Origin of the sequence: Bacillus thuringiensis (assembly GCF_022095615.2) — a bacterium.
Taxonomy (GTDB): Bacteria; Bacillota; Bacilli; order Bacillales; family Bacillaceae_G; genus Bacillus_A; species Bacillus_A cereus_AG.
Genome location: NZ_CP155559.1, coordinates 2335208 through 2357727 on the forward strand (window position 1 = coordinate 2335208; position 22520 = coordinate 2357727).

A 22520-nucleotide genomic window follows, 5' to 3' on the forward strand; every position below is an offset into this window, starting at 1 on the left:
TTAAAGAGGTGGCTTTTGTTGATTACAGAAGTCATTTTTTTATGTTAGGAATAGATTGTATAAATTTTAATAGTTTCATATTTTAGGAAATTATACGGGGAAAATAACATGAAAAATAAAAAAGAAATAGCTATAGTTGCATTAACAACAGGATTAGCTTTAACAAGTGTAACACCATATGGAGTAGGTTATGCAGAGGAAATGGGAAAAATGAAAGTTGAAATTCAAGAGGATTCGTTCCGTACAGGTGAACTTACACAACCATCACAAAAGACGCCAGAGAATGTAGTGAAAGATGCACTTAAAGAAAATACGGAGCATGCTTTGTCTCCAAAACAAGTTAGTGGAGACGAAGGGGTAGATTACAAAGTTGTTCAAAAACGTGGCTCTTATGATGGGACTACACTTGTGCGTATGCAACAAATATATGAAGGAAAAGAAGTATATGGACATCAATTGACTGCTCATGTAGATAAAAAGGGGATTATTAAAAGTATTTCAGGAGAAAGTGCACAAAATTTAACACAAGAACATTTAAAGAATGCTAGTAATTTATCAAAAGAAGAAGCAAAACAATATATTTATACGAAGTACGGGAACGATATTAAATTTATTTCTGAGCCAGAAGTTAAGGAAGTTATTTTTGTTAATGAAAAGAATGGGCAAGCTAGCAATGCATATCAAGTTACATTTACTGCTACAACACCAAACTATGTATCTGGAACTTATCTAGTGAATGCTAATAATGGTGATATGTTGAAAAATATGGTGCAAGAATCAGGTTTAAAAGTAAGTGAAGAGCATGTTGAATCTATTGAGGAGAGTAAAAAAAGCAATCTCAAATCATTAACTGGAACAGGAATAGATGATGTAGGTATAAATCGCACATTTGGTATTTCAGAACAGAGTAACGGAAAATATGCGCTTGCTGATTACACACGAGGGCAAGGAATTGAGACCTACGATGTAAATTATAGAGATATTACTTTTGAAGGAAGGTATTATCCTGGTATATTAGCAACTAGTACTTCAACAACATTTAATGATACAAAGGCGGTAAGTGCTCATTTCTTAGCAACAAAGGTATATGATTTTTATAAAGACAAATATAAGCGTAATAGTTTTGATAATAAGGGAAAAAAAGTAGTATCAGTTGTACATGCATGGGATTCCGGAGAAACAGATGATCCTAAAAATTGGGGGAATGCATTTAGTGCTAATATTAACAATGTTAGTATGCTTATATACGGTGATCCAATGGTAAAAGCGTTTGACATAGCGGGCCATGAATTTACACATGCTATTACATCTAGCGAATCTAATCTTGAATTTTCCGGAGAATCTGGGGCAATTAACGAGGCATTATCTGATATTATGGGAACGGCTATTGAGAAATATATAAATAATGGGGAATTTAATTGGACAATAGGAGAACAAAGTGGATCAGTTCTCCGTAATATGAAAAATCCATCTGCAGTCAAATTTTTTGATGGAGTACCGTATCCAGATGATTATAGTAAATACAGTGATTTAAACGGAGAGGATAATGAGGGTGTTCATTTCAACTCAAGTATTATTAATAAAGTCGCTTATTTAATTGCACAAGGTGGCACACATAACGGTGTAACTGTAAATGGTATTGGAGAAGATAAAATGTTTGATATTTTCTATTATGCGAATACTGATGAATTGAACATGACTTCTAATTTCTCTGAATTAAGATTAGCGTGTCTTAAAGTTGCATCAAACAAATATGGAGCAAACTCAATTGAGGTTGAAGCAGTCCAAAAAGCTTTTGATGCAGCAAAAATTAAAGGGACAGTGAAAGAAAACGAAAAAACTGAAGCAAACCAAGTCCCTGACTTAACTGTACCGCTTACAAGTACACTACGTGTAGGTGATACGTTTGACTCGATGAGGAATGTAAAAGCTATTGATAAAGAAGATGGTGAATTAACAAATAGAGTAGAACATAAAGGTGATGTAGATACTTCTAAACCAGGCAAATACATTGTGGATTACTCTGTCGTTGATTCTCAAGGAGGGAATGCAACGGCAACACAGACTGTAATTGTAGAGGGAAATGTAGAAACATCAGATCTAAATCCTACATTAACAGTGCCTGCAGCAGCGACAATTCATGTAGGAGATTCATTCGATCCAATGGCAAAAGTAAAAGCTATTGATAAAGAAGACGGCGATCTTACATCTAAAGTAAAAGTTGATGGTAAAGTAGATACATCTAAAGCAGGCACTTATGTATTAACGTATACAGTTACAGATTCTAAAGGTCATGAAGGAACTGCGAAACAAACTGTAACGGTCAAAGTTAGAGAAGAAGTTAAGAATGAAATACCAATATTAAAAGTACCTACTACAACTACAATTACTAAGGGGGATCAATTCGATCCAATGGCAGGAGTATCAGCTACTGATAAGGAGAACGGTGACCTTACTTCTAAAGTAGTTTATGAAGGAGCTTTAGATACCTCTAAAGCAGGTACTTTTGAAATAATATATAGTGTCACAGATTCTGTAGGTAATGAGGTACATGCAATACAAAAAGTATTAGTGAAGGATAAAGACACTAGCAAAGCTAAAGGTATTACTAATAACAGTAATAACGGTAATATCCCGAACAATAGTAATTCCGATAAAAAAGAATTTACATATAAAGAGCTTCCCAACACGGGTGCAAGTGAAACGAACAGTACAGCATTGGGCATATGGATGATTATTGTCGGTACAGTACTCACTTTGGTTCGCAAATTTAGAAAGATATAAAAATAATAGTATGGATTATTTCTCACACAATAATTATTAGGTGAATTTTTTACTTAATAAGATCTTAGTATTTAAGTAGTGTATTTTGCTTCTATAAAACTTTGTGCTTGGACGCTATTTTGCCTACAGACCTACACATATAAAGCACGTAACTATTCTCATTCAAATAAAAGAATAGTTACGTGTTTTTTTGATTGATAAATAGCCTAAACCCAAAATGTCATGAATGTGAGAGTAATTCTAATCTTTCATTAATAAGTTACTGAAAACACTTAGTTTTCATGAAAGTTTAACTCTATATGATAACATGAGATTTCCGGTATTTACCAGGTGTTTCGTTAGTGAATTTTTTAAAAATTTTAGTAAAATAGCTTTGATCACTAAAGTTGAGCGAAGCACATATGTCTGATAAGGGATGGGTTGTGAAAGTTAATAATTTCTTCGCTTCTTCGATTCGTTCACGTTGAATGTACTCAATTAATGAAATACCGACTTCTTTTTTGAATAATATAGATAAATAATCTGAATTTACGTTTGCAAATTTAGCAAGTTGTTTAACAGATATTTGATTGTAAATATTTTCAAAAATATAGTTTTTGCAAATAGCGATAGTCTTTGAGTGTTTCTGTACTTTTTGTGCTTTTACACGGTCTGCAAAAGTACAGAAAACATTTCTTAATAAATCCCAAACAGATTCTGTGTCTTTTAAATCCTCTGTCTTTTGAATGTGTAGATCGTAAATCTTGTAAGCAATCCCGGAAGGAAGTCCTCCTTTTATAGCATATCTAGTAGCAAGTGTGATGGATGAAATACAAATGTTTTTATGACGTCTTAATTGATGAAATGAAGATAAGGATGAAAGAGTCTCTTGTTGGAATTCGTAATAATATTTGAGTACGGTTTCTTTATCCCCGTTTTCTATAGCTCTAAGTAGTTGTTGCTCTATATACAAGTTATGACAAATAGATTCGTCTTTTTGCATTGCAATATATACATCCTCGTTTAAGATACTGCTATGACTTACATGAAATGAGTCACTGTTATTTGAAAAGGTACCTACATCTGAATTTTTTTTATAGAGAATGTTATAGAACAATATTGCTATATTTACAAAGAAATTTTGATCTTTGACTGACAATGAAAAATAATGGTTAATTGTTTTTTTATAATTAGAAATAAAATTAAGGTTACTATCCGTTTTACTTGTAGAAAAATTTACATGTGTTAAGGGTCCAATAATAACAGTACCGTTCATCATATAATCGCTCTTTATGTGAATTAAAATAAAGTGTCCTAAATGTTGGTGAGTTCTGAAGATGGGGAAATTATATGTATCATTTTTCTGTAAAAGCACATGTAACTGCTCTATGTTTGATGCATACCACGAATGTGAATCATTTTTTGATGTAAACTCAATAAGAATATTTTGGTTACAATCTAAAAAACAAACTGGAATTTCAAAAGATTGGAAAAACATATTACAAATGTACTCTATCTCAACTAGACTGAGCTTTTTAGTCATATTATTCCTCCTTACAGTTGTGCGTAATAGTTGAATGATTACATATTCCTTTTTTCAAAAGTAGAAACGGAAAAACTTTAGCTATAAAAATTATAAACTTCTAAGAATAATACCATAATTTAACATGGATAGCACATATTATTTGAATATGCAGGTAATAGTTTTAAGGAGTAACGTAAAATATGAATCGTCACACTTATTTGCCGGTTATTGCTTATATGTAAAAATGATTAAGATGGGATTTTAAATAGGGATAGGAAGGGAGAGAATAATGAAAATTAGCGATAGAAGTTAATATGTAACGATTTTTGAAGTAGAGATATAAGTATAATTCAGGGGAGAAAACTACATATAGCATACGGAGAGACAACGTAATAATAGAAAATAAGAAGAGTGAATAAGTGATTGTAAACAATGGATTGTTAGACGGCTATGTTTTATGTTATTCGTTTAAACCTGATACTTGGCACACTATTACTTTTAAGAAGGTAATAGTAATAAAGAGATTAATAAAATGATAGAAGTAGTAAAGGGGATAAGAGAAATGAAAAAAATATTTAGTGTGCTTTTAGTATTTTTCTTAACATTTTCTACATGGTCTAGTGTATTAGTAAAGGCAGCTTCACCATCCAAAGGTACTTTAACGATTCATAAATATGAACAAGAAAAAGATGGCGCACCAGGACTAGAAGGTGATGGCTCTGCAAATCAAGAGGTACCAACAAATGCGAGACCGTTAAAAGGTGTAACGTTTGAAGTGAAAAGGGTTGCATCGTTTGAAAAAATTTCAAACGATGGGAAAATCGTGAAAGAAGATGTGAAGCCAGTAATGGGAGCAACTCCAACTCAAGTAGTAACAGATGATAACGGACAAGCTGTATTAAAAGATCTTCCGCTAGGACGTTATGAAGTGAAAGAAGTGGCAGGACCTCCGCATGTTAACCTAAATCCAAATACGTATACAGTGGATATTCCATTAACGAATAAAGAGGGTAAGGTACTAAACTATGATGTTCATATGTATCCGAAAAATGAGATTAAACGTGGTGCAGTTGATTTAGTAAAGACTGGTGCAAATGAAAAAGCATTAGCAGGTGCAGTATTCTCTTTATTTAAAAAAGATGGTACAGAAGTGAAAAAAGAGTTAGCAACAGATGGTAATGGGCATATTCGCGTGCAAGGATTAGAGTATGGGGAATACTATTTCCAAGAGACAAAGGCGCCGAAAGGGTATGTAATAGATCAGACTAAACGAGAGTTTTTTATAAAGAACACCGGAACTATTAATGAAGATGGAACAATTACTTCTGGTACAGTAGTTAAAGTAGAAGTGAAAAACTATGAAGAACCAACTATTAATAAAAAGATTAACGGAAATTTGGAAGCGTTACCAATAAATCCGTTAACTAATTACAATTATGATATCAAAACATTAATACCAGAAGACATTAAAGAATACAAAAAATATGTAGTAACAGATACTTTGGACAATCGTTTAATGATTCAAGGAAAGCCAATTGTGAAGATTGATGGAGCGGAAGTAAATACAAGTATTGTAGAGGTAGCTGTAGAAGGTCAAAAAGTAACAGCTACAGTAAAAGATTTCACAAAATTAGATGGTAAAAAAGAATTTCATTTGCAAATTAAATCACAAGTAAAAGAAGGAGTAGCTTCTGGTGCCGAAATTTTAAATACAGCAAAAATTGATTTTATAAATAAAAATGATGTAATTGGAGAAAAGGAATCTAAACCTGTAGTTGTTGTTCCGACAACTGGAATTATCGAGTTAACAAAAGTAGATGGTGCTGATAAGAAGAAATTAAAAGGTGCGGAGTTTGTACTTAAAGATAAAAATGGAAAAGTAGTTGTTGTGGCAGGTAAAGAAGTCACAGGTGTATCAGATGAAAATGGTGTTATTAAATGGACTAACATTCCGTATGGAGACTATCAAATTTTTGAAACGAAAGCACCAACTTATACAAAAGAAGATGGTACAACAGCTTCATATCAATTATTAAAGGACCCTATTGATGTAAAGATTAGCGAAAATAATCAAACGGTTAAATTATCGATTGAAAATAATAAAAGTGGATGGATTCTTCCTGTAACGGGTGGTATCGGAACAACTCTATTTACTGTACTAGGCCTTGCGTTAATGGCTACAGCGGCATTTGTTTTCTTTAGAAAAAAGTTTGCTAATAATTAAGGTTTTAGGAACATGTAACCAAGTGATTTGAAAAGGAGAGAAGCAAAATGCTTCCCTCTTTTCGATATTTTAGTATATACAGAGGTGGAAATATGAAACGAAATCTTGTTTTAGGAGGTATTTTTTTATTTGGATTAGCTATTTTTTTATATCCTACTATTAGTAATTGGTTGGCGACTCGTGCACATTATTCTGAGATTAGCTCCTACGATAAGAAGATCCAAGCACTACAAAAGAAAGAAGTTGAACGTAGGGAAAAAGAAGCAACCGAATATAATAAACAAGTTCAAACTTCCATGAAAACATTTGCAGATCCATTTTCTGAAGAAAAAAATAATCATCAAGCGTATGCTGATGCGTTAAATTTAGGTGATGTAATGGGGTATATTGAAATATCGAAAATTAATATAAAACTGCCAATCTATCAAGGGACCTCTGAGGAAGTTTTAAGTCGCGGGGTAGGTCATTTAGATTATTCTTCACTTCCGGTAGGTGGAGAAAATACGCACACTATTTTAACAGGGCATCGTGGTTTACCATCAGCAAAATTATTTACAGATTTAGATAAGTTGAGTGAAGGAGATCTTTTTTATATTCATTCTTTAGACAAAATCCTTGCTTATAAAGTAGATCAAATTAAAGTAGTGTTACCACACGAAACGGACGATTTAAAAATTGTGGAAAATAAAGATTATATAACATTAATTACATGTACGCCTTATGGAGTAAACACAAATAGATTGCTGGTTCGAGGTGAGCGTGTAGAGTTCAACCAGGAAGAAAAGCAAGGAATGAGTACAGAGGTATCTATGTTTAATAAGTGGACGGTAATAGTTCCAATCCTATTGTTATGTACGCTTCTGTTCGTAATTTATAAGAAAAAAATAATTAGATAGAATGTATCTATCCCGTATTAATGAATAGTGTATCCAAAAATTTAGGGAAAAGCACAGAACGTATGTAGGGAAGGATCACTAATAAAAGTGCACTTTATTCGACTGTAGAAAAATACGGTAAAGGTGGGAACAAAGGAATTGAGGCTACGATTAAAACTGGTAAGTATTCATTTTATGGCTTTGTTGATGTTATGTGTAAGTTTTGTCGTCTATGTACCAAAAGAAGCGTATGGATCCACGATAAACTTAGAAGGTCTAGGTGATATATCGCGTTATAATGCTGTTGTCTTTGGTAACCATAAAGCAGTAGGTGGCGATATTGAAGGAGCAATTGCAGTTCAAGGTGATATGGATGCATCTGGTTATACAATTGTAGGTGCAGCAGCGGGAACATCTAATATAGTAGGTGAAAAATGGAGTGATGAGGGATATCCATCCTTGTTATTGTCTGGAAAATTTAAAAAATCAAGAGAGGAATCTTTTATCATTCAAAACGGAATAGTCGTAATGACAAAAGAGAGTGATCCAGATCGTATCATACAATCTTCTTATGATCGTATCGTTTATAAAGAAAAACTAGAAATTGACGCGAAATTTAATGAATTTCACAACTTAGTGAACCAAGTCAGTAAAAATGCAGGTCAATATAAAACGAATACCCCAATTCCAAATATGAGTTATGGAATCGGAAAAGATATAAACAATCCTAATATTTATGTTTCATCAGAATTGACAGGGAAAATCAATTTAGATATAAGAGATGTATTTTTACCCAATGCTAAAGGGAAAGATTTTATCGTTATGTATTCGGATGCAATAGAGGTTACATTTAAAAATGGGTCCATTCTATATGACACGAACAATATTGGAAGGGCTACGGATATAATTCCTACATCTCAACCCTATTCTCCTAATTCACCGTTTACTGAGCTATACGGGAAGGTGATTTGGGTTTTTCCTAATGCGAAAAAGATCACAACAGAGGGATATGGTGTTGTTGGGAGTGTGTTTGCTCCAAATGCTGTATTAGAAACAAAAGGCGGCTCAATTAATGGACAAGCATTTGTCAGTACTGTACAACAAACTGGTGGATTTGAATTTCACAATTTCAAATTTAACTGGCAACAATGGAACAAGCTTAGTACAGGAAAAGTAAAAATAAAAAAAGTTGATAGTAATAATGATAATAAAAAATTGATGGGGGCAAAGTTTCATATTAAAGATTCAAATGAAAAAGTAGTTGGAGAGCTAGTAACAAATGAAGAAGGAGAAGCGATATCAAAAGAATTACCAATAGGTAACTATACTCTTGTGGAAACAGAAGCGCCAAAAGGTTATGACTTATTAAAAGATAAAATAGCTGCAAAAATAGAAAAAGATGCAGTAGTAGAAATTAAAATAGGAAATAAGAAATTACCAGATCCGATGGGGAAAATGAAGCTAGTGAAAGTAGATACGGGAGATAAAAATAAAAAACTAGCAGGGGCAAAGTTTCATATTGAAGATTCAAATAAAAAAATAGTTGGTGAGTTAGTAACAGATGAAAAAGGAGAAGCGATATCAAAAGATTTGCCAATAGGTGACTATACCCTAGTGGAAGTAGAAGCGCCAAAAGGTTACGACTTATTAAAAGATAAAATAGCTATAAAAATAGAAAAAGGTGTAGTAGTAGAAATTAAAATAGGAAATAAGAAATTACCAGATCCGATGGGAAAAATGAAGCTAGTGAAAGTAGATACGAGCGATAAAAATAAAAAGCTAGCAGGAGCAAAATTTCATATTGAAGATTCAAATAAAAAAGTAGTTGGTGAGTTAGTAACAGATGAAAAAGGAGAAGCGATATCAAAAGATTTGCCAATAGGTAACTATACCTTAGTGGAAGTAGAAGCGCCAAAAGGTTACGAATTATTAAAAGATAAAAAAGCTATAAAAATAGAAAAAGATGTAGTAGTAGAAATTAAAATAGGAAATAGGAAATTACCAGATCCGACTGGGCAAATTGAAATTGAGAAAGTCGATGATAAGGATATTAATTTAAAACTAAAAGATGCTGTATTTCAAGTTTTAGATAAAGAAGGTAAAGAAGTTAGTAGATTAACAACGGATGAAAAAGGAAAGGTGATTTCCAACCAATTAGCACTTGGAAAGTATACGATTAAAGAAATAAAAGCACCAAACGGATATATGTTACTTAGAGATCCAATAGAAATAGAAATTACAGAAGCGGTAAGGACACAAAAACTAACAGTGAAAAATGTGAAAAATAATTGGGTAATCCCTAATACTGGTGGCAGCGGAACAACAAGTTTTTACGTGATTGGTTTTATGTTAATGTTTGGTGTGTTATGTTTATGTGTGAAAAATCGTATATAAATAGTATAAAAAAAGTTGTATTTCATGAACTGATTTTATAAAGTTAGAAAATCGTTTTATTAGACAAATTTCAGGCATGAGTTCGGTATTGTACTGTACTCATACTATTAAATTTGTTGAAGAAGGAAAGGTAATAGTAAACATAGAATATATTAATAAATTAAAATATTTACGAGGTGAAAGTGTTGGTAATAAAACAAGACGAAATTAAAGTAGTAGTCGGAGCTGGAGCGTTTAATAATAATCCAGGTTGGATACAAACACAAGAAGATGAACTTAATTTACTAGATAAAGTTACGTGGGAAGAAAGATTTGAATACAATTCTATTTCAGCTATTTTAGCTGAGCATGTATGGGAACACCTTACGTTTGAAGAAGGTGTAAGGGCAGCAGAAATTTGTTATGAATTTTTAAAGCCAGCAGGGCACATTCGGTGCGGTGTTCCTGATGCATTTTTCCGAGACGAAGCATACCAAAATATAGTTCAAATAGGCGGACCTGGTCCGAAAGATCATCCAGCAGCAAGTCATAAAATCGTTCATAATTATAAAACCTTAACGAAAATGTTTGAAACTGCGGGGTTTGAGGTAGTTTTACTTGAATATTGTGATGAAAATGGTCAGTTTTATTACAACGAATGGGATGCAAACGATGGTGTTATTTTCCGTTCTAAAAAGTATGATTCTAGAAATAAAGGCGATAAACTTGGTTTTCCATCGCTAATTGTCGATGCGATTAAGCGGTAAGTCATTCAACAAAAACAAGAGCAAATTCTATCATTTCAAAAGTCGCAAATGCGGCTTTTTTTATACGTAAGTCTATATTTAATAAGGAAATGGGCATACATGATATTTAATTCCTAATAAAATAGAACTCGATTTAGAAAATACTTAAGTTTTTCAGCGCCATTAACTTTAAATTAATACTTCGGTGACATAAATATTTATTTTATATTTATATTCGTGTAAAATAAAGTGAGAACATACATTCTGTGCAGGGGGTAATCAATATGATAGCTGAAATTGAAAAAGTAACTGATGGGTATATTGTAAAATTTGAACGCCAATTTCCATATACAATAGAGGAAGTTTGGCCTGTATTAACAGAAAACAGTAAGCTTAAAAAATGGATGTCTAATTTACAGATTGAAAGCTTTAAAACAGGTGGCATAATCAAGTTTGACATGATGGACGGTTCATTTATAAATATTGATATTTTAGAGTGTCAAGTAAACGCAGTGCTTGAATTTACTTGGGATAAAGATCGTATCCGATTTGAAATACATAAAGAGGAAAATGGTACTCTTTTACTTCTTAAAGAATACATTCATGAATTAACAGATCATACACCGAAAGACATAGCAGGTTGGCATATTTGTTTAGATCTTTTTTCTGCCGTTCTAGAAGGAGAAGAAAAAGAATTTTCTAAAGATGAATGGCAACAGTGGTTTGAAATATATAAAGGTAAGTTTCTTGAAGTAAGAGGGTAATTACGTAATAGATTATATTTATTGTGTAATTATTATATCGTAAAAATGTCTTTTATGAAGAATAAGAATAGAGGTTAATATGAAAGTAAATCAATTAATTGCTAATAACATAAATAAATTAGATACAGCTATTCCATTTAATAAGTCGTTTGGAATCGCTGGTTTATCAGGATCAGGTAAAACAACTTTTTGTCAAACAATTGGCGAAGAATCAAAAAAACGATTAGTTTCTTTATTGCCAAAGGCTGAATATCAAAATTTATTTCCTAATATCATGGAAACAAATTTTAGTGCTATTAAGATGGAGAATATGCCTTTAGTACTTTTTCTAGGAAAATCATCGATTTCTTCCAATCCACGTTCAACGATAGGTACTCATACTGGTGTGTTTACTGAAGTTCGCGAAAAACTTGCTGAAGTATTTCATCTTTCCCCTGAGGTTTTTTCGTTTAATAATCAGTTAGGTTGGTGTACTGGTTGTAAAGGCCGAGGCACTACTAAAAATATTGAGTGTAAAAAATGTAAGGGAAAACGTTATAGTGAAGAAATCGAACAACATACGATAGATTTATTTGCTAAACCACATACAATTTCAAATATTAATGATTTAAGTGTTGAATCTATTCTTTCGTTAGCAGAAGTGTTAAATATTAGTGAAGCAAAACAACATATACTGCAAAATATAATTAATATGAACATTGGTTATTTAACATTAAATCGAATTATGGGTACGTTGTCAGGTGGAGAGTTAACACGACTTTATTTGGCTGAATTCATGGCAGTAAGTGAAAATGCTGTAATTATTATTGATGAGATTTCAGTTGGACTTGATCATGAAACATTATTACAAATATTAGAAGAGATTAAGCAGTTAGGGTGTAAAAATCAAATTTGGCTCATTGATCATTCAGATACAGTACTGGATACAACAGATGAGCAATTGTTCTTTGGGCCTGGTAGCGGAAAATATGGTGGACAAATTGTGAAAGAATCACCAAGACCAAAACCAATACTGTCGGATTTAAATAAAGAAGTACCAACAGAATATTATACATTCCAAGAATTATATTGCCGTAATATCCAAATGACGGAGTTTCAAATTCCTAAAAATAGGCTTGTGACGGTTACAGGAGAATCTGGATGCGGGAAATCTACACTTGTTAACGAATGTTTAGCTACAGATTTCTTGAAACGATATCAAAAAGATAAATTAGTTATGGTAGGACAAGATCGAAATCAATCCATTACAAGTCGATCAACTGTAGCCACTTTCCTAGATATTAAAAAGAAATTAACAAAATATAGCGAAGATATTGATGATATTTTTGAGCGTTCGATTGAGGATATTATTGATGAACTTCCAAATGAAGATATTGCGTATAAACGCTTGAGTCTACTAATTAAATTAGGACTTGGTTATTTAACGTTAGAACGAAAAACACAAACATTATCAACAGGTGAGTTTCAATGTGTTCATTTAGTTTCGGAGTTATTTGCAAATACTAGAAATCTACATACATTATTTATTTTTGATGAGCCTTCAAAAGGTTTATCACAAAATATTTTAAATCAATTTATAGATAGTGTTAGAGGGATATTGCAAGATGAATCAGTCTCTATCATCATGATTGAACATAATAGCTACATGTTAGAAAGCTCTGATTATATTGTAGATTTCGGGAAAAGACAGCTTGAATCTATAAAGCATCTTGATGTACTAAGTCATGAAGAATATTATCGTCAAAAAAGCAGCGTAAATCATGCTGAGCAAATACATATTTCTTCAGCACTTAAGCATAAAGAAGGCGTTCACTATTTAGAAGGAAATCATATTAACTATTTTAAAAATGCCGAAAATGTTTATAAGGGTGGTATTTTAAAAAGTTTATCATCAATGGCCCGTTTAATTTATGGTGAATATAAATCTGATACAATTGCTCCTGTTGTTGCTATTGATCTTGAAAGACATTTATATAGTCAATATAGTTTCTTATATGAAATTGGTGGATTAATTAATCATATTGTAGCTGCTCATCCAACTAATAAAGATACGAGAAGTTTTGATTTCTATTCACAGGACAATCATTGTCCATCTTGTTCTGGACGTCTTCAAATTGAAGTTTTCGATAAAGATATTACAATTCAAGATAAAAATGTTCCATTTTGGGACGGTTTATTCGATCCGGAAATCATGAAAGTATTAAAATTTTATCAATATGAAAAAATAGAATTCCTATTTGAAGAAATTAAAAATGAGCTTGGTCACGATTTATCAAAGAGCTATAATGATATGTCAGAAGAAGAAAAGCATACGTTTTGGTACGGATATTTTGAAAAATCATTTTATGATAAAAAAGGAAAGACACGCAGAACATGGGTAGGATTTAATACGATTATTGGTGGATATATTGTTATTTCAAAAGCAGCTATTAAAGAAGAAATTAAGACTTCTAAAGAAATGATGACATGTCCAATTTGTGAAGGAACGGTTTTAAATCATCATAAACCACTTAAATTTGGTAACTTCGATATTCGTGAGATTATCAATCAACCAGTTGATGAAGTGTTGAAAATAATCGGTGATTTACCTGCGCTTCATAAATTGAAGTCTATAGTTGGTGGCGATATGAAATTGACAGAAGATGTTTCTTTATTGCCAAGGAAAGCACAAGTTGCACTGAAAATGTTGGAATTAGAACAGGCAAGCTTTTCAAACTATGAAATAGTGTTACAAAATGTTTTACCATTTTGGGACGAAATAAAAGGAAGTATTGAATCCATTAGCGTTAATAATCAAGTAACTATTTGTGATTTCCCTAATGTATATGAAACGAGAGAAAACATTATAGATAAGTACTTCACAAACGGTAAATATAAAAAACTTACGTATGTATACGAGGCGTTTGGATACAAAAAATTAGTTACCCAAATTAATAAAATTAGAAAAAATAATCCATGTCCATTTTGTAAAGGAAAGAAAGTTATAACAGAAGATAATCTACATGACGGCGTGTTTAAATTAACAATCCCATGTGTAACTTGTAATGCAACTGGTATTAGTGATGAAGGACTAAAAGAAGTTGTTGGGGCTGTGGATATACAAACATGGTTAACTGGAAAAGTTAGTGATGTTGTGGATGAGAGCTTTTTAACAGAAGCTGTTTCGCAAATACCAATTTTTAATCGCATTCGCGAATTGGATAAACGAGATATGATGGCGGTTTATGAATGTCTTGAGTGTAATCATTAAAGTTTTATTAGCTTATGTGTTATTAAATAACTAACTTAATTAACACAACTTATATAAAACATAATTTTTTAATGAAAATTGTATTAACTCAGTATAATTAATCTAAAGTAATAAAAAGATCCAACTTCTTAATGTCAAAGTTAAGAAGTTGGATCTTTTTATTTTTATGTCCTGCATACAATATTTCTCACTAAGGAAAGAAGTAAGGAAGGTAAGTAAGGAGAGATGAAAAGCTAAAAGGGATAAAAAGTTGATATATTATGTAATAATTATATTATAAAAGTGATAATTAAGGGTTAAAAACAGTTCATAAGTGATATTGTACTTATGAATCTTTTTATTTTGTTGTCTGATTTTTCGGATTTAACAGAAATATATCCTATGGATAGAACAAGTTTAATTAAAGGTCATTTAGAAATGTGTGTATTATCTATTTTGTCGATAAAGAAAAGTTATGGTTATGAGATTATGAAAGAACTTGAAGTAAACAATCTAAAATTGAAAGGAGTAGGAAGTATTTACCCCATTTTAACTAAGTTGAAAAATCAAGAGTGGGTTAATACTTATCAAGAAGTAACAGACAGTGGTAAAGTTAGAATTTATTATGAGATTAATGAAAATGGGAAAATACGTCTTGAGAAGAAAATTAATGAGTGGTTAGAATTGCAATCGGATATTCAAACATTATTAAAAAGCGGTTTGAAAGGAGACCTTTTGAAATGAGGAATAGATTAATAGGTAAAGAAAAGCAATTTTTAACAGACGTACTTAAGGAATTGAAGCAATACGATATTAGTTTAGAAGAAAGGGGAAATATTAAGCGACAAATATTAGAACATATTCAAGAATGTCGTGAACATGGTGAAGATAGTATAGAGGATCTAGGTACACCTCAATTATTTGTTCAAGATTTTATAGAAATAAATGAAATTGATTTACAGGTTAAAATGAAACAACTTCAAAATAAAAAGAGAAAATTTAACACATTTATCTTACATGGCATATTCATCGCATTTATTACTTACCTCATCTCGCAAACTACATTTTCATTAGTTTTAACTGAATCATTTAATTCAACTAATAGAAAAAATGCATTTAATTATAATATTTTATATCGCATTTCAGAGAATCAATGGTGGAATGCTTTATTGATAATGATTAGTTTTACGCTCTCTGTAGTAGTATTTATTAGTTTAGTAAGTTATAAAAAAAGAAAGCATCTTAAAGTATAATGAAGAATATCTATAAACTGTCTCTAATTTATATTCTTTGTAATATATTAATATTATGTATCATACCTTCAAAAGTTTACGCTCAGCAAAATGTTAAAGTTACATTAGATAAGTATATTGAAAAATTTATAAAGGAGCAGAACATTCCGGGAGCTTCTGTTGCAATTGTACATAATAAGGATGTATTCTTCACAAAAATGATGGGGATTACTGGAGAATCTGAAAAAAATAACTAGTAAAACCCCATTTGCAATCGGCTCAATAAGTAAATCTTTAACAGCTTTAGCTATAGTGAAATTAATAGAAGATAAAAAAATAAAATTAGAGGATCCAGTTCAACGATATCTCCCTTGGTTTAAACTAAAAGATCCATACATATTCTCAACTATAACAATCCAACATCTACTAACTCATACAAGTGGAATAAGCACATATGAGGGTTTAGCGTTATCAGATAAGCAATCCAAAAGTTCTACAGTATTAAAAGAAAATGTAATGAAACTTTCAAAGGTAAAATTAACTGCTCTACCAGGTGAAAAATATCAATATAGTAATGCGAATTATATTGTTTTAGGGGCACTAATTGAAGAAGTCACAAATGAAACATATTCTTCATATATGGAAAAGTATATTTTTCAGCCATTAAATATGAATGGCGCGGCAGCAAGTAAAGAAACTGCATGTGAAAAAGGTTATTTAACGGGGTATCAATCTTGGTTTGGCATACCAAGACACAGTGTAGTCTCCTATGATAATGCAGGAGCACCGTATGGTTATATTACCGCGAATTTGGAAGATATGATTCAATTTATTATGTTTTTGAATCACCATGAAGATTCTCAATTTTTAAAGCAAGAAAACATGGATCTTTATCTTTCACCACTTTATCAAATAAATTCAGAAAAAAGTTATGGTTTTGGATTAAGAACCACAAATATAAATGAAAGCGAAACGATGATTTGGCATTCAGGATCAACGCCCGATGCTCGTGCAGAAATATTTACTTTAAATAAAAGTGGCTGGAGTGGTGTGATTTTAACGAATAAAAATCATGTATTAGAAGAAACCGCACTATCAGTATTGAAAAAGGGAATTATTAGTATTTTGAATGGAGAAGAACCGGTTGATTCCCCTAAAAACATACCATTTACACAAATTGTTATGTCTATAGTTATATTCGCGCTTTTCACTACATCAATTATGTTAATTACAAAATATAAACATAAGAAAACAGTTAAAAGACTAACTTGGTTATTTATAGGGAGTCTATTTCTACTAGTATCTATTATTTTCATCCCGCTTCTTACTTATAGTACAAACTCACCATGGCATACGATTAAAATATTTGTGCCAGACGTAGCTTTAATTACAAGTATTATTGTAACTTTATTAGCTTTGAACGGACTAATATCAATTCTTATAGCCTTAAGAAGGAAGAAAGTATAATGGGAAATAATTAAAGAAATATAATTCAAGTGTTAAAAACAGTTTACTCTCACACGATGTCATTGTTTAAGATAAAGTTGAACTTCGAAGTAGATGTGAATTTTAGGAGGAAATCATGTTTAAAATAGGGGATTTTTCAAAACTATCTTCCATTAGTATACGTATGTTGAGACATTACGATAAAGTGGAATTATTACAACCAGTAAAAGTCGATGAGCAAAGTGGATATCGATACTATTCAGCAGCCCAATTAAAGAAAGTAAATCGAATTCAAATGTTAAAAGGTATGGGATTTAATATTGCTAGTATTAAAGAAATAGTAGAATCTGATAATATAGATGGTATAAAGGAACAATTTTTAAATCGTAGTGCTCAAATTAAGGAAGACATGAATAACCTCCAAAAACAATTACGTCTTCTCGAAGCCTCAATAAAAACGATGAGAGAGGATGTTGTTGAGATGAACTATCATGTTTCAATAAAAGAAATTCCAGAAAGAAATGTAGCTAGTGTTAGAAAGATTATTCCATCTTATAATCGCGAAGGGGATTTATGGGATATATTAATGCAAGAAATACAAATGAAAAATAGTAGTATTGCACATCCGAATTATAGTATTGCGGTTTTCCATGATCGCGAATACAAAGAAAATGATGTAGATGTAGAAATACAGTTAAGTATTTTAGGTAAACATGAAAATACAAATGATGTTACATTTAAAAAGATTGAATCCACTCATGTAGCTTCCATAACAGTTAATGGAAGTTATGAACAAATGACAGCTGTAAATGAAGCTGCGGCAAAATGGATTGAGACAGAAGGTTACGAATTAGCAGGCCCGATGTTTAATATTTATCATGTGAGTCCAGCGATGGAATCGGATCCTAATAAGTGGGTTACAGAAGTTTGTTATCCAGTTAAATGATGATAAAGAAAAAGGCATTAATTATATGCCTTTTTTCTTTATGGTGTACCGTCACGGAAATGCGAATTTACAATGCTTAGCCTATTTTCCTGACGATTCTCCCGTTTTTAACAAGGTTAAGAAAGTTTCAGTGGTCTTAAAGAATCTAATGAGATCACTTTCTCCGAATTAAAATGGTATTCTCCTAGCAAATTAATATGTTCCCAGCCTAAAGGTGAAATGTGGTGCAATATTACGGTTATGGCGGGTGTAAAACAATTAGAACATGATCTTATCCATATGCGGCAGCGTGAAGGGATTGAATTTGCTAAGAAAGAAGGAAAGTTTAAAGTTCGGTTAAAGAAGTACCATAAACATCATGCAGGAATGAATTATGCAGTAAAGCTTTATAAAGAGGGAGATATGACTGTAAATCAAATTTGTGAAATTACAAATGTGTCTAGGTTCTCATTATATAGAAAGCTATCGGAAAGGAACAGTTGATGAGTTGTACTAAAAATAGGAAATATACAATAGAAAATAAATTTCATATAGAGGTGGAATTATATGCCTAAAATTGACAATATGTTAGCAATTCTATGGATGCTTCGTTCAGGTGAAAAAATTACTGCAAAACAAATTTCAGAAAAGTTAGAGATGAATATAAGGACTGTGTATCGTTATATTGATACAATTTCAACAAGTGGCGTACCTATCATTTCAGAACCAGGACATAACGGTGGATACACTTTATTGAACAATTTTATTGAGGCTCCTCTTTTTTTTGATTTTGAGGAGCAAACTGCACTATTTCACGCTGCTGTTTTTGCAGAAGAAGCGGGATATTATGGAGGTGAAGCACTAAATAGGGCCATTTCAAAACTAAGTAAATACTCAAATCAAGAGCAGGAAACAAAGATAAACCAGCATTTAGCTAGTCTTGAAGTAATAAGTCGATTAAGTTCGCTCTCTATGGAACCTTTTTTGAAGGAGTTGGAACAGGCCGTAGCTGACGGGTATTCAGTAAAAATTCTTTACCATAAAAGTGGCGAAAAGCAATTAAATTATAGATTGGTCGATCCGTACAAAATTATCTATTGGAATAATAAGTGGTATGTGATTGGATTTTGTCATCTTAGGAATGATATCCGTAGTTTTAGAGTAGATCGAACTGAAAGTCTAATGCTAACAGAAAATAAGTTTAACCGGCCAGAAAATTTTTCAGCACGTGACTTTTTTATAAAAGGTCTTCTTCCAACTATAGAAGATAAGGAGGGGATTATTTCTTTGGTTATTAATGGGGATAAAAGTGTATTGGCTGATATTTGCCAACACTGGTTTTTAGGACATTATTTACAAGAACGGACTTCAAATCAAGCAGTTTTTCTTCTTGAAAAAGATATGATACATACATATGTACCTTATTTACTTTTACCGTACAATAAATCTATTAAAGTTATTGAGCCAATCAGTCTTAAGAAAAGACTTGTTGAAGTTCTGTCGGAATTAATAAAATTTCATCAAGTATGATAACTTCCCTGACGTTAACTGTCAGGGAAGTTATATTATAATAGCTATATAAATTGTGATTGGAGTGTTATTGGATGCAAACAAAAAAAGCTTTTCTATATGTATTTAATACAATGTCGGATTGGGAATATGGATATTTAATTGCTGAATTAAACTCAGGAAGATATTTCAAAAAAGATTTAGCACCTTTAAAAGTAATTACAGTAGGAGCTAATAAAGAAATGATTACTACTATGGGAGGACTGAGCATAAAACCAGATATTTCCCTTGATGAATGTACTCTTGAGAGTAAAGATCTTTTAATTTTACCAGGAGGGACTACTTGGAGTGAAGAAATTCATCAACCTATCTTGGAAAGAATTGGCCAAGCTTTAAAGCTTGGTACTATTGTTGCTGCAATTTGTGGTGCAACTGAGGGCCTCGCGAATATGGGATACTTAGATACTAGAAAGCATACAAGTAATAACTTAGAATATACTAAAATGGTATGTCCTAACTATAAAGGAGAAAAGTTTTATGAGCTGGGATCTGCGGTAGCGGATGCGAATTTAGTTACTGCATCAGGAATAGCTCCTCTGGAATTTGCAATGGAGGTACTGAAAAAAATAGATGTATTTACACCAGATACATTACATTCATGGTATAACCTAAATAAGACTCATAAACCTGAATACTTCTTCCAGTTAATGAATTCAATAAATAAATGAAGTAACTGAAAAGCTCAATTTCTCTATTTTGATTTGTAGAGAAGTTGGGCTTTTTAATTTGGAGTTTCCTTATCGTTGTAAATTCGTATTTTCCTGACGCGCCACCTTTATTAACTTATCCGTAAATATCAAGAGAAATTACTTCTTGATTCGATTCGTCAACTACTAGTGCAATTTTATTTGCAAATGTACAAAATGAGCAGAGTGTAATGGAATCCTTTAATGACTCTTTTAAAAACCAACCTGTCGGTACTAAAGAAATGCAACCCTCTTTTTGAAAGAATGAATGTTTGAGGAAATATGCTATTTCTTGAGTTTCTTTTAAGAACATCGGAGTAATGCAATCGAATAGTACAGAATAATATTTTAATGTTCTTCTACCGACAATTCTATTAAAAGAACAATTTCGGTATAAATCAGGCACTACGGGATATATACCGTTAGTTAGAAGTGCTTTTAAAGTTTGTTTTGATTCTTCCTTTAAACCTAGCATGAAAATTTCATGTAATTCATTATTAATATAAACTTGTTTCACATCTTTATAGTGAGGGATTAATTCATTTTTAACTATATTTAAAGTAATGTCATTTGTAATGGGAAAGGACGTATAAACGTCCTCTTCAAGTATGACATCCATGCCACTGAAAAGTTGGCAAATTGGACTGAGAGAAGCATTTGAAGATACAGGAGGTACCTTTTCTATATAAAAATATTCATTTATAGTAGGTGCTGAATATTTTTGCTCTTCGATTTCAATTAACCAATCATACATAATTATCTTTCCTTCCATCATAGTTTTCGTATCGGACTATATAGTGCAATAAAAACTTCAAGTAGCTTCGTGAAAGCAGCTAAAGCAAATACAAGTACTGGATTATAGGCTGAAATAATACCTCCTACTAATGCCCCGAGTGGCATAGCTAATCGTGTAAGTACACGTGAAAATCCAAAAACCCTTCCTTGTATATTTGATGGAACGGTTTCTTGGCGAACTGTGGCTACAATTATATTCCATGCAATATTGCAAGTCATTGCAATACCGAAAGCAATGCCAGGAGCAAACCAATATGTACTCCAAAGTGCGAAAGTTAAGCCAATTGCTCCAGCGAATAGGAGTAAAGGAATTAGAAGGCCGCGCTGTAATCTCTTTTCTAAAGGAACTGCAATCAAGCTTCCTAAAATCCCACCTATGCTAATTAATGAATAATTAAAGCCACTTTGCTCCGGGGTAAGTTGCAATGTGGATAGTAAATAATACATGAATACACCTAAAACCGCACTTGCTCCAAAGTTTCCAATCATAGCTTGAAGAGATAAAGCTAAATTTAAGCAATCATTTTTGAGCCATTTAAACCCATTAAACAAATCAGATAGAACATTTTGAAGTGTATTTTTATCATTATTTTGGCTGTCTACAGTTTTAATTGATGGTAATAGCATCACAGCAACTAATGTTGCAATAAATGAAAGAACATTAATCCAAAGCACTTGAAAGCCTCCAATAAAAGATATGAAAATCCCAGCTATCATTGGACCAAACAAACTAGCCAATTGATTGATCATTTGATAGAAAGAATTAGCCTTCGTTAATGATGCTCCTGCGATGTGTGGAATGACTGTAACAGTTGTTACATCAAAAAGCATAGACATAACTGCTAAGATAAAAGTAATTACGTATAAATGCCAGATTTCTAATAGATGTAATGTATGTAGAATGGGGACAAGACTTACTAAAATAATATTGGTAATATCCGCTATCCAAAGTAACTTTTTTCGATCGTATCGATCAATTATTACACCAACTAAAGGACCAAATAAAACAATTGGCAATACATTAATAGCAAATAAAGAACTCATAATTACAGCTGAACCGGTTAATTGATAGGCAATCCATGGAAGCGCAAAAGTATACAGTGAATCCCCGATTCGTGAAATGAGTAAACCAAAAATAAATATCTTGTATTCTTTCGAAAAAGTTCTCTTTACGGTAAGCTTGCGTTCTAGTATAAATTTCACACTGTTTGAACCACCTTTATTATAGAGGAATTTGAAAATAATCCGTCCAATATTTATTATGTATAGAATTCTATGATTCTTTTGTGAATCCTACTTTTTAGATGTATTTTTAAATTTTAAGGAGGAAATAAAAATGAAGGCAGTATTTTGGATTGAAGAGAATTT

General features: G+C 31.8%; 15 protein-coding genes and 2 pseudogenes. 14 read left to right on the forward strand and 3 right to left on the reverse strand.

All coding sequences use genetic code 11. The features are described from left to right. The first annotated feature begins 108 nt into the window (after positions 1-108). Complete coding sequence (locus KZZ19_RS11995) at positions 109-2784, forward strand: M4 family metallopeptidase (protein ID WP_237981837.1); 2676 nt, start codon at positions 109-111, stop codon at positions 2782-2784. A 295-nt stretch (positions 2785-3079) separates the two neighbouring features. On the opposite strand, the gene KZZ19_RS12000 is transcribed toward KZZ19_RS11995, so the two are convergent. Then, positions 3080-4306, reverse strand: a complete 1227-nt coding sequence (locus KZZ19_RS12000) for an AraC family transcriptional regulator (protein ID WP_237981836.1) — start codon at positions 4304-4306, stop codon at positions 3080-3082. A 544-nt stretch (positions 4307-4850) separates the two neighbouring features. Here KZZ19_RS12000 and KZZ19_RS12005 point away from each other — a divergent pair. From KZZ19_RS12005 to KZZ19_RS12065, 13 genes and pseudogenes are all read left to right on the forward strand, one after another. Continuing rightward, on the forward strand, positions 4851-6512 hold the full coding sequence (locus KZZ19_RS12005) for a SpaA isopeptide-forming pilin-related protein (protein WP_237981835.1): 1662 nt from the start codon (positions 4851-4853) through the stop codon (positions 6510-6512). Between the two features lie 92 nt (positions 6513-6604). Then, positions 6605-7408, forward strand: a complete 804-nt coding sequence (locus KZZ19_RS12010; protein ID WP_237981834.1) for a class C sortase — start codon at positions 6605-6607, stop codon at positions 7406-7408. A gap of 138 nt (positions 7409-7546) precedes the next feature. Next, on the forward strand, positions 7547-9781 hold the full coding sequence (locus tag KZZ19_RS12015; RefSeq protein WP_237981833.1) for an MSCRAMM family protein: 2235 nt from the start codon (positions 7547-7549) through the stop codon (positions 9779-9781). A 185-nt stretch (positions 9782-9966) separates the two neighbouring features. Beyond that, entirely contained in the window at positions 9967-10527 is a 561-nt protein-coding gene (locus KZZ19_RS12020; RefSeq protein WP_237981832.1) for a class I SAM-dependent methyltransferase, read from the forward strand. A gap of 263 nt (positions 10528-10790) precedes the next feature. Then, on the forward strand, positions 10791-11270 hold the full coding sequence (locus KZZ19_RS12025) for an SRPBCC family protein (RefSeq protein ID WP_237981831.1): 480 nt from the start codon (positions 10791-10793) through the stop codon (positions 11268-11270). Positions 11271-11349: 79 nt separating this feature from the next. Beyond that, positions 11350-14520 carry an ATP-binding cassette domain-containing protein gene (locus KZZ19_RS12030; RefSeq protein ID WP_237981830.1) on the forward strand — a complete coding sequence of 1057 codons (3171 nt, stop codon included), beginning with the start codon at positions 11350-11352 and terminating at the stop codon, positions 14518-14520. 381 nt (positions 14521-14901) lie between these two features. Beyond that, positions 14902-15243 carry a PadR family transcriptional regulator gene (locus KZZ19_RS12035; RefSeq protein WP_098342424.1) on the forward strand — a complete coding sequence of 114 codons (342 nt, stop codon included), beginning with the start codon at positions 14902-14904 and terminating at the stop codon, positions 15241-15243. Then, complete coding sequence (locus tag KZZ19_RS12040) at positions 15240-15752, forward strand: hypothetical protein (protein WP_140392463.1); 513 nt, start codon at positions 15240-15242, stop codon at positions 15750-15752. Before KZZ19_RS12035 ends, KZZ19_RS12040 begins: the two co-directional genes overlap by 4 nt. Next, positions 15752-17198: pseudogene (locus KZZ19_RS12045) on the forward strand (serine hydrolase domain-containing protein). Before KZZ19_RS12040 ends, KZZ19_RS12045 begins: the two are co-directional and overlap by 1 nt. A 115-nt stretch (positions 17199-17313) precedes the next feature. Continuing rightward, positions 17314-18123: a MerR family transcriptional regulator gene (locus tag KZZ19_RS12050; RefSeq protein ID WP_237981828.1), complete on the forward strand. Its 810-nt coding sequence runs from the start codon at positions 17314-17316 to the stop codon at positions 18121-18123. Positions 18124-18354: 231 nt separating this feature from the next. Continuing rightward, a pseudogene (locus tag KZZ19_RS12055) lies at positions 18355-18606 on the forward strand (recombinase family protein); the annotation flags it as partial. Positions 18607-18669: 63 nt separating this feature from the next. Then, positions 18670-19632, forward strand: coding sequence for a helix-turn-helix transcriptional regulator (locus KZZ19_RS12060; protein WP_237981827.1), 963 nt, complete (start codon positions 18670-18672; stop codon positions 19630-19632). Positions 19633-19706: 74 nt separating this feature from the next. Continuing rightward, positions 19707-20339: a type 1 glutamine amidotransferase family protein gene (locus KZZ19_RS12065; protein ID WP_226545324.1), complete on the forward strand. Its 633-nt coding sequence runs from the start codon at positions 19707-19709 to the stop codon at positions 20337-20339. Positions 20340-20454: 115 nt separating this feature from the next. Here KZZ19_RS12065 and KZZ19_RS12070 read toward each other — a convergent pair whose 3' ends face one another. Next, positions 20455-21111, reverse strand: coding sequence for a hypothetical protein (locus KZZ19_RS12070; protein WP_237981826.1), 657 nt, complete (start codon positions 21109-21111; stop codon positions 20455-20457). A gap of 17 nt (positions 21112-21128) precedes the next feature. Next, positions 21129-22355: an MFS transporter gene (locus KZZ19_RS12075; protein ID WP_237981825.1), complete on the reverse strand. Its 1227-nt coding sequence runs from the start codon at positions 22353-22355 to the stop codon at positions 21129-21131. Positions 22356-22520: the final 165 nt, after the last annotated feature.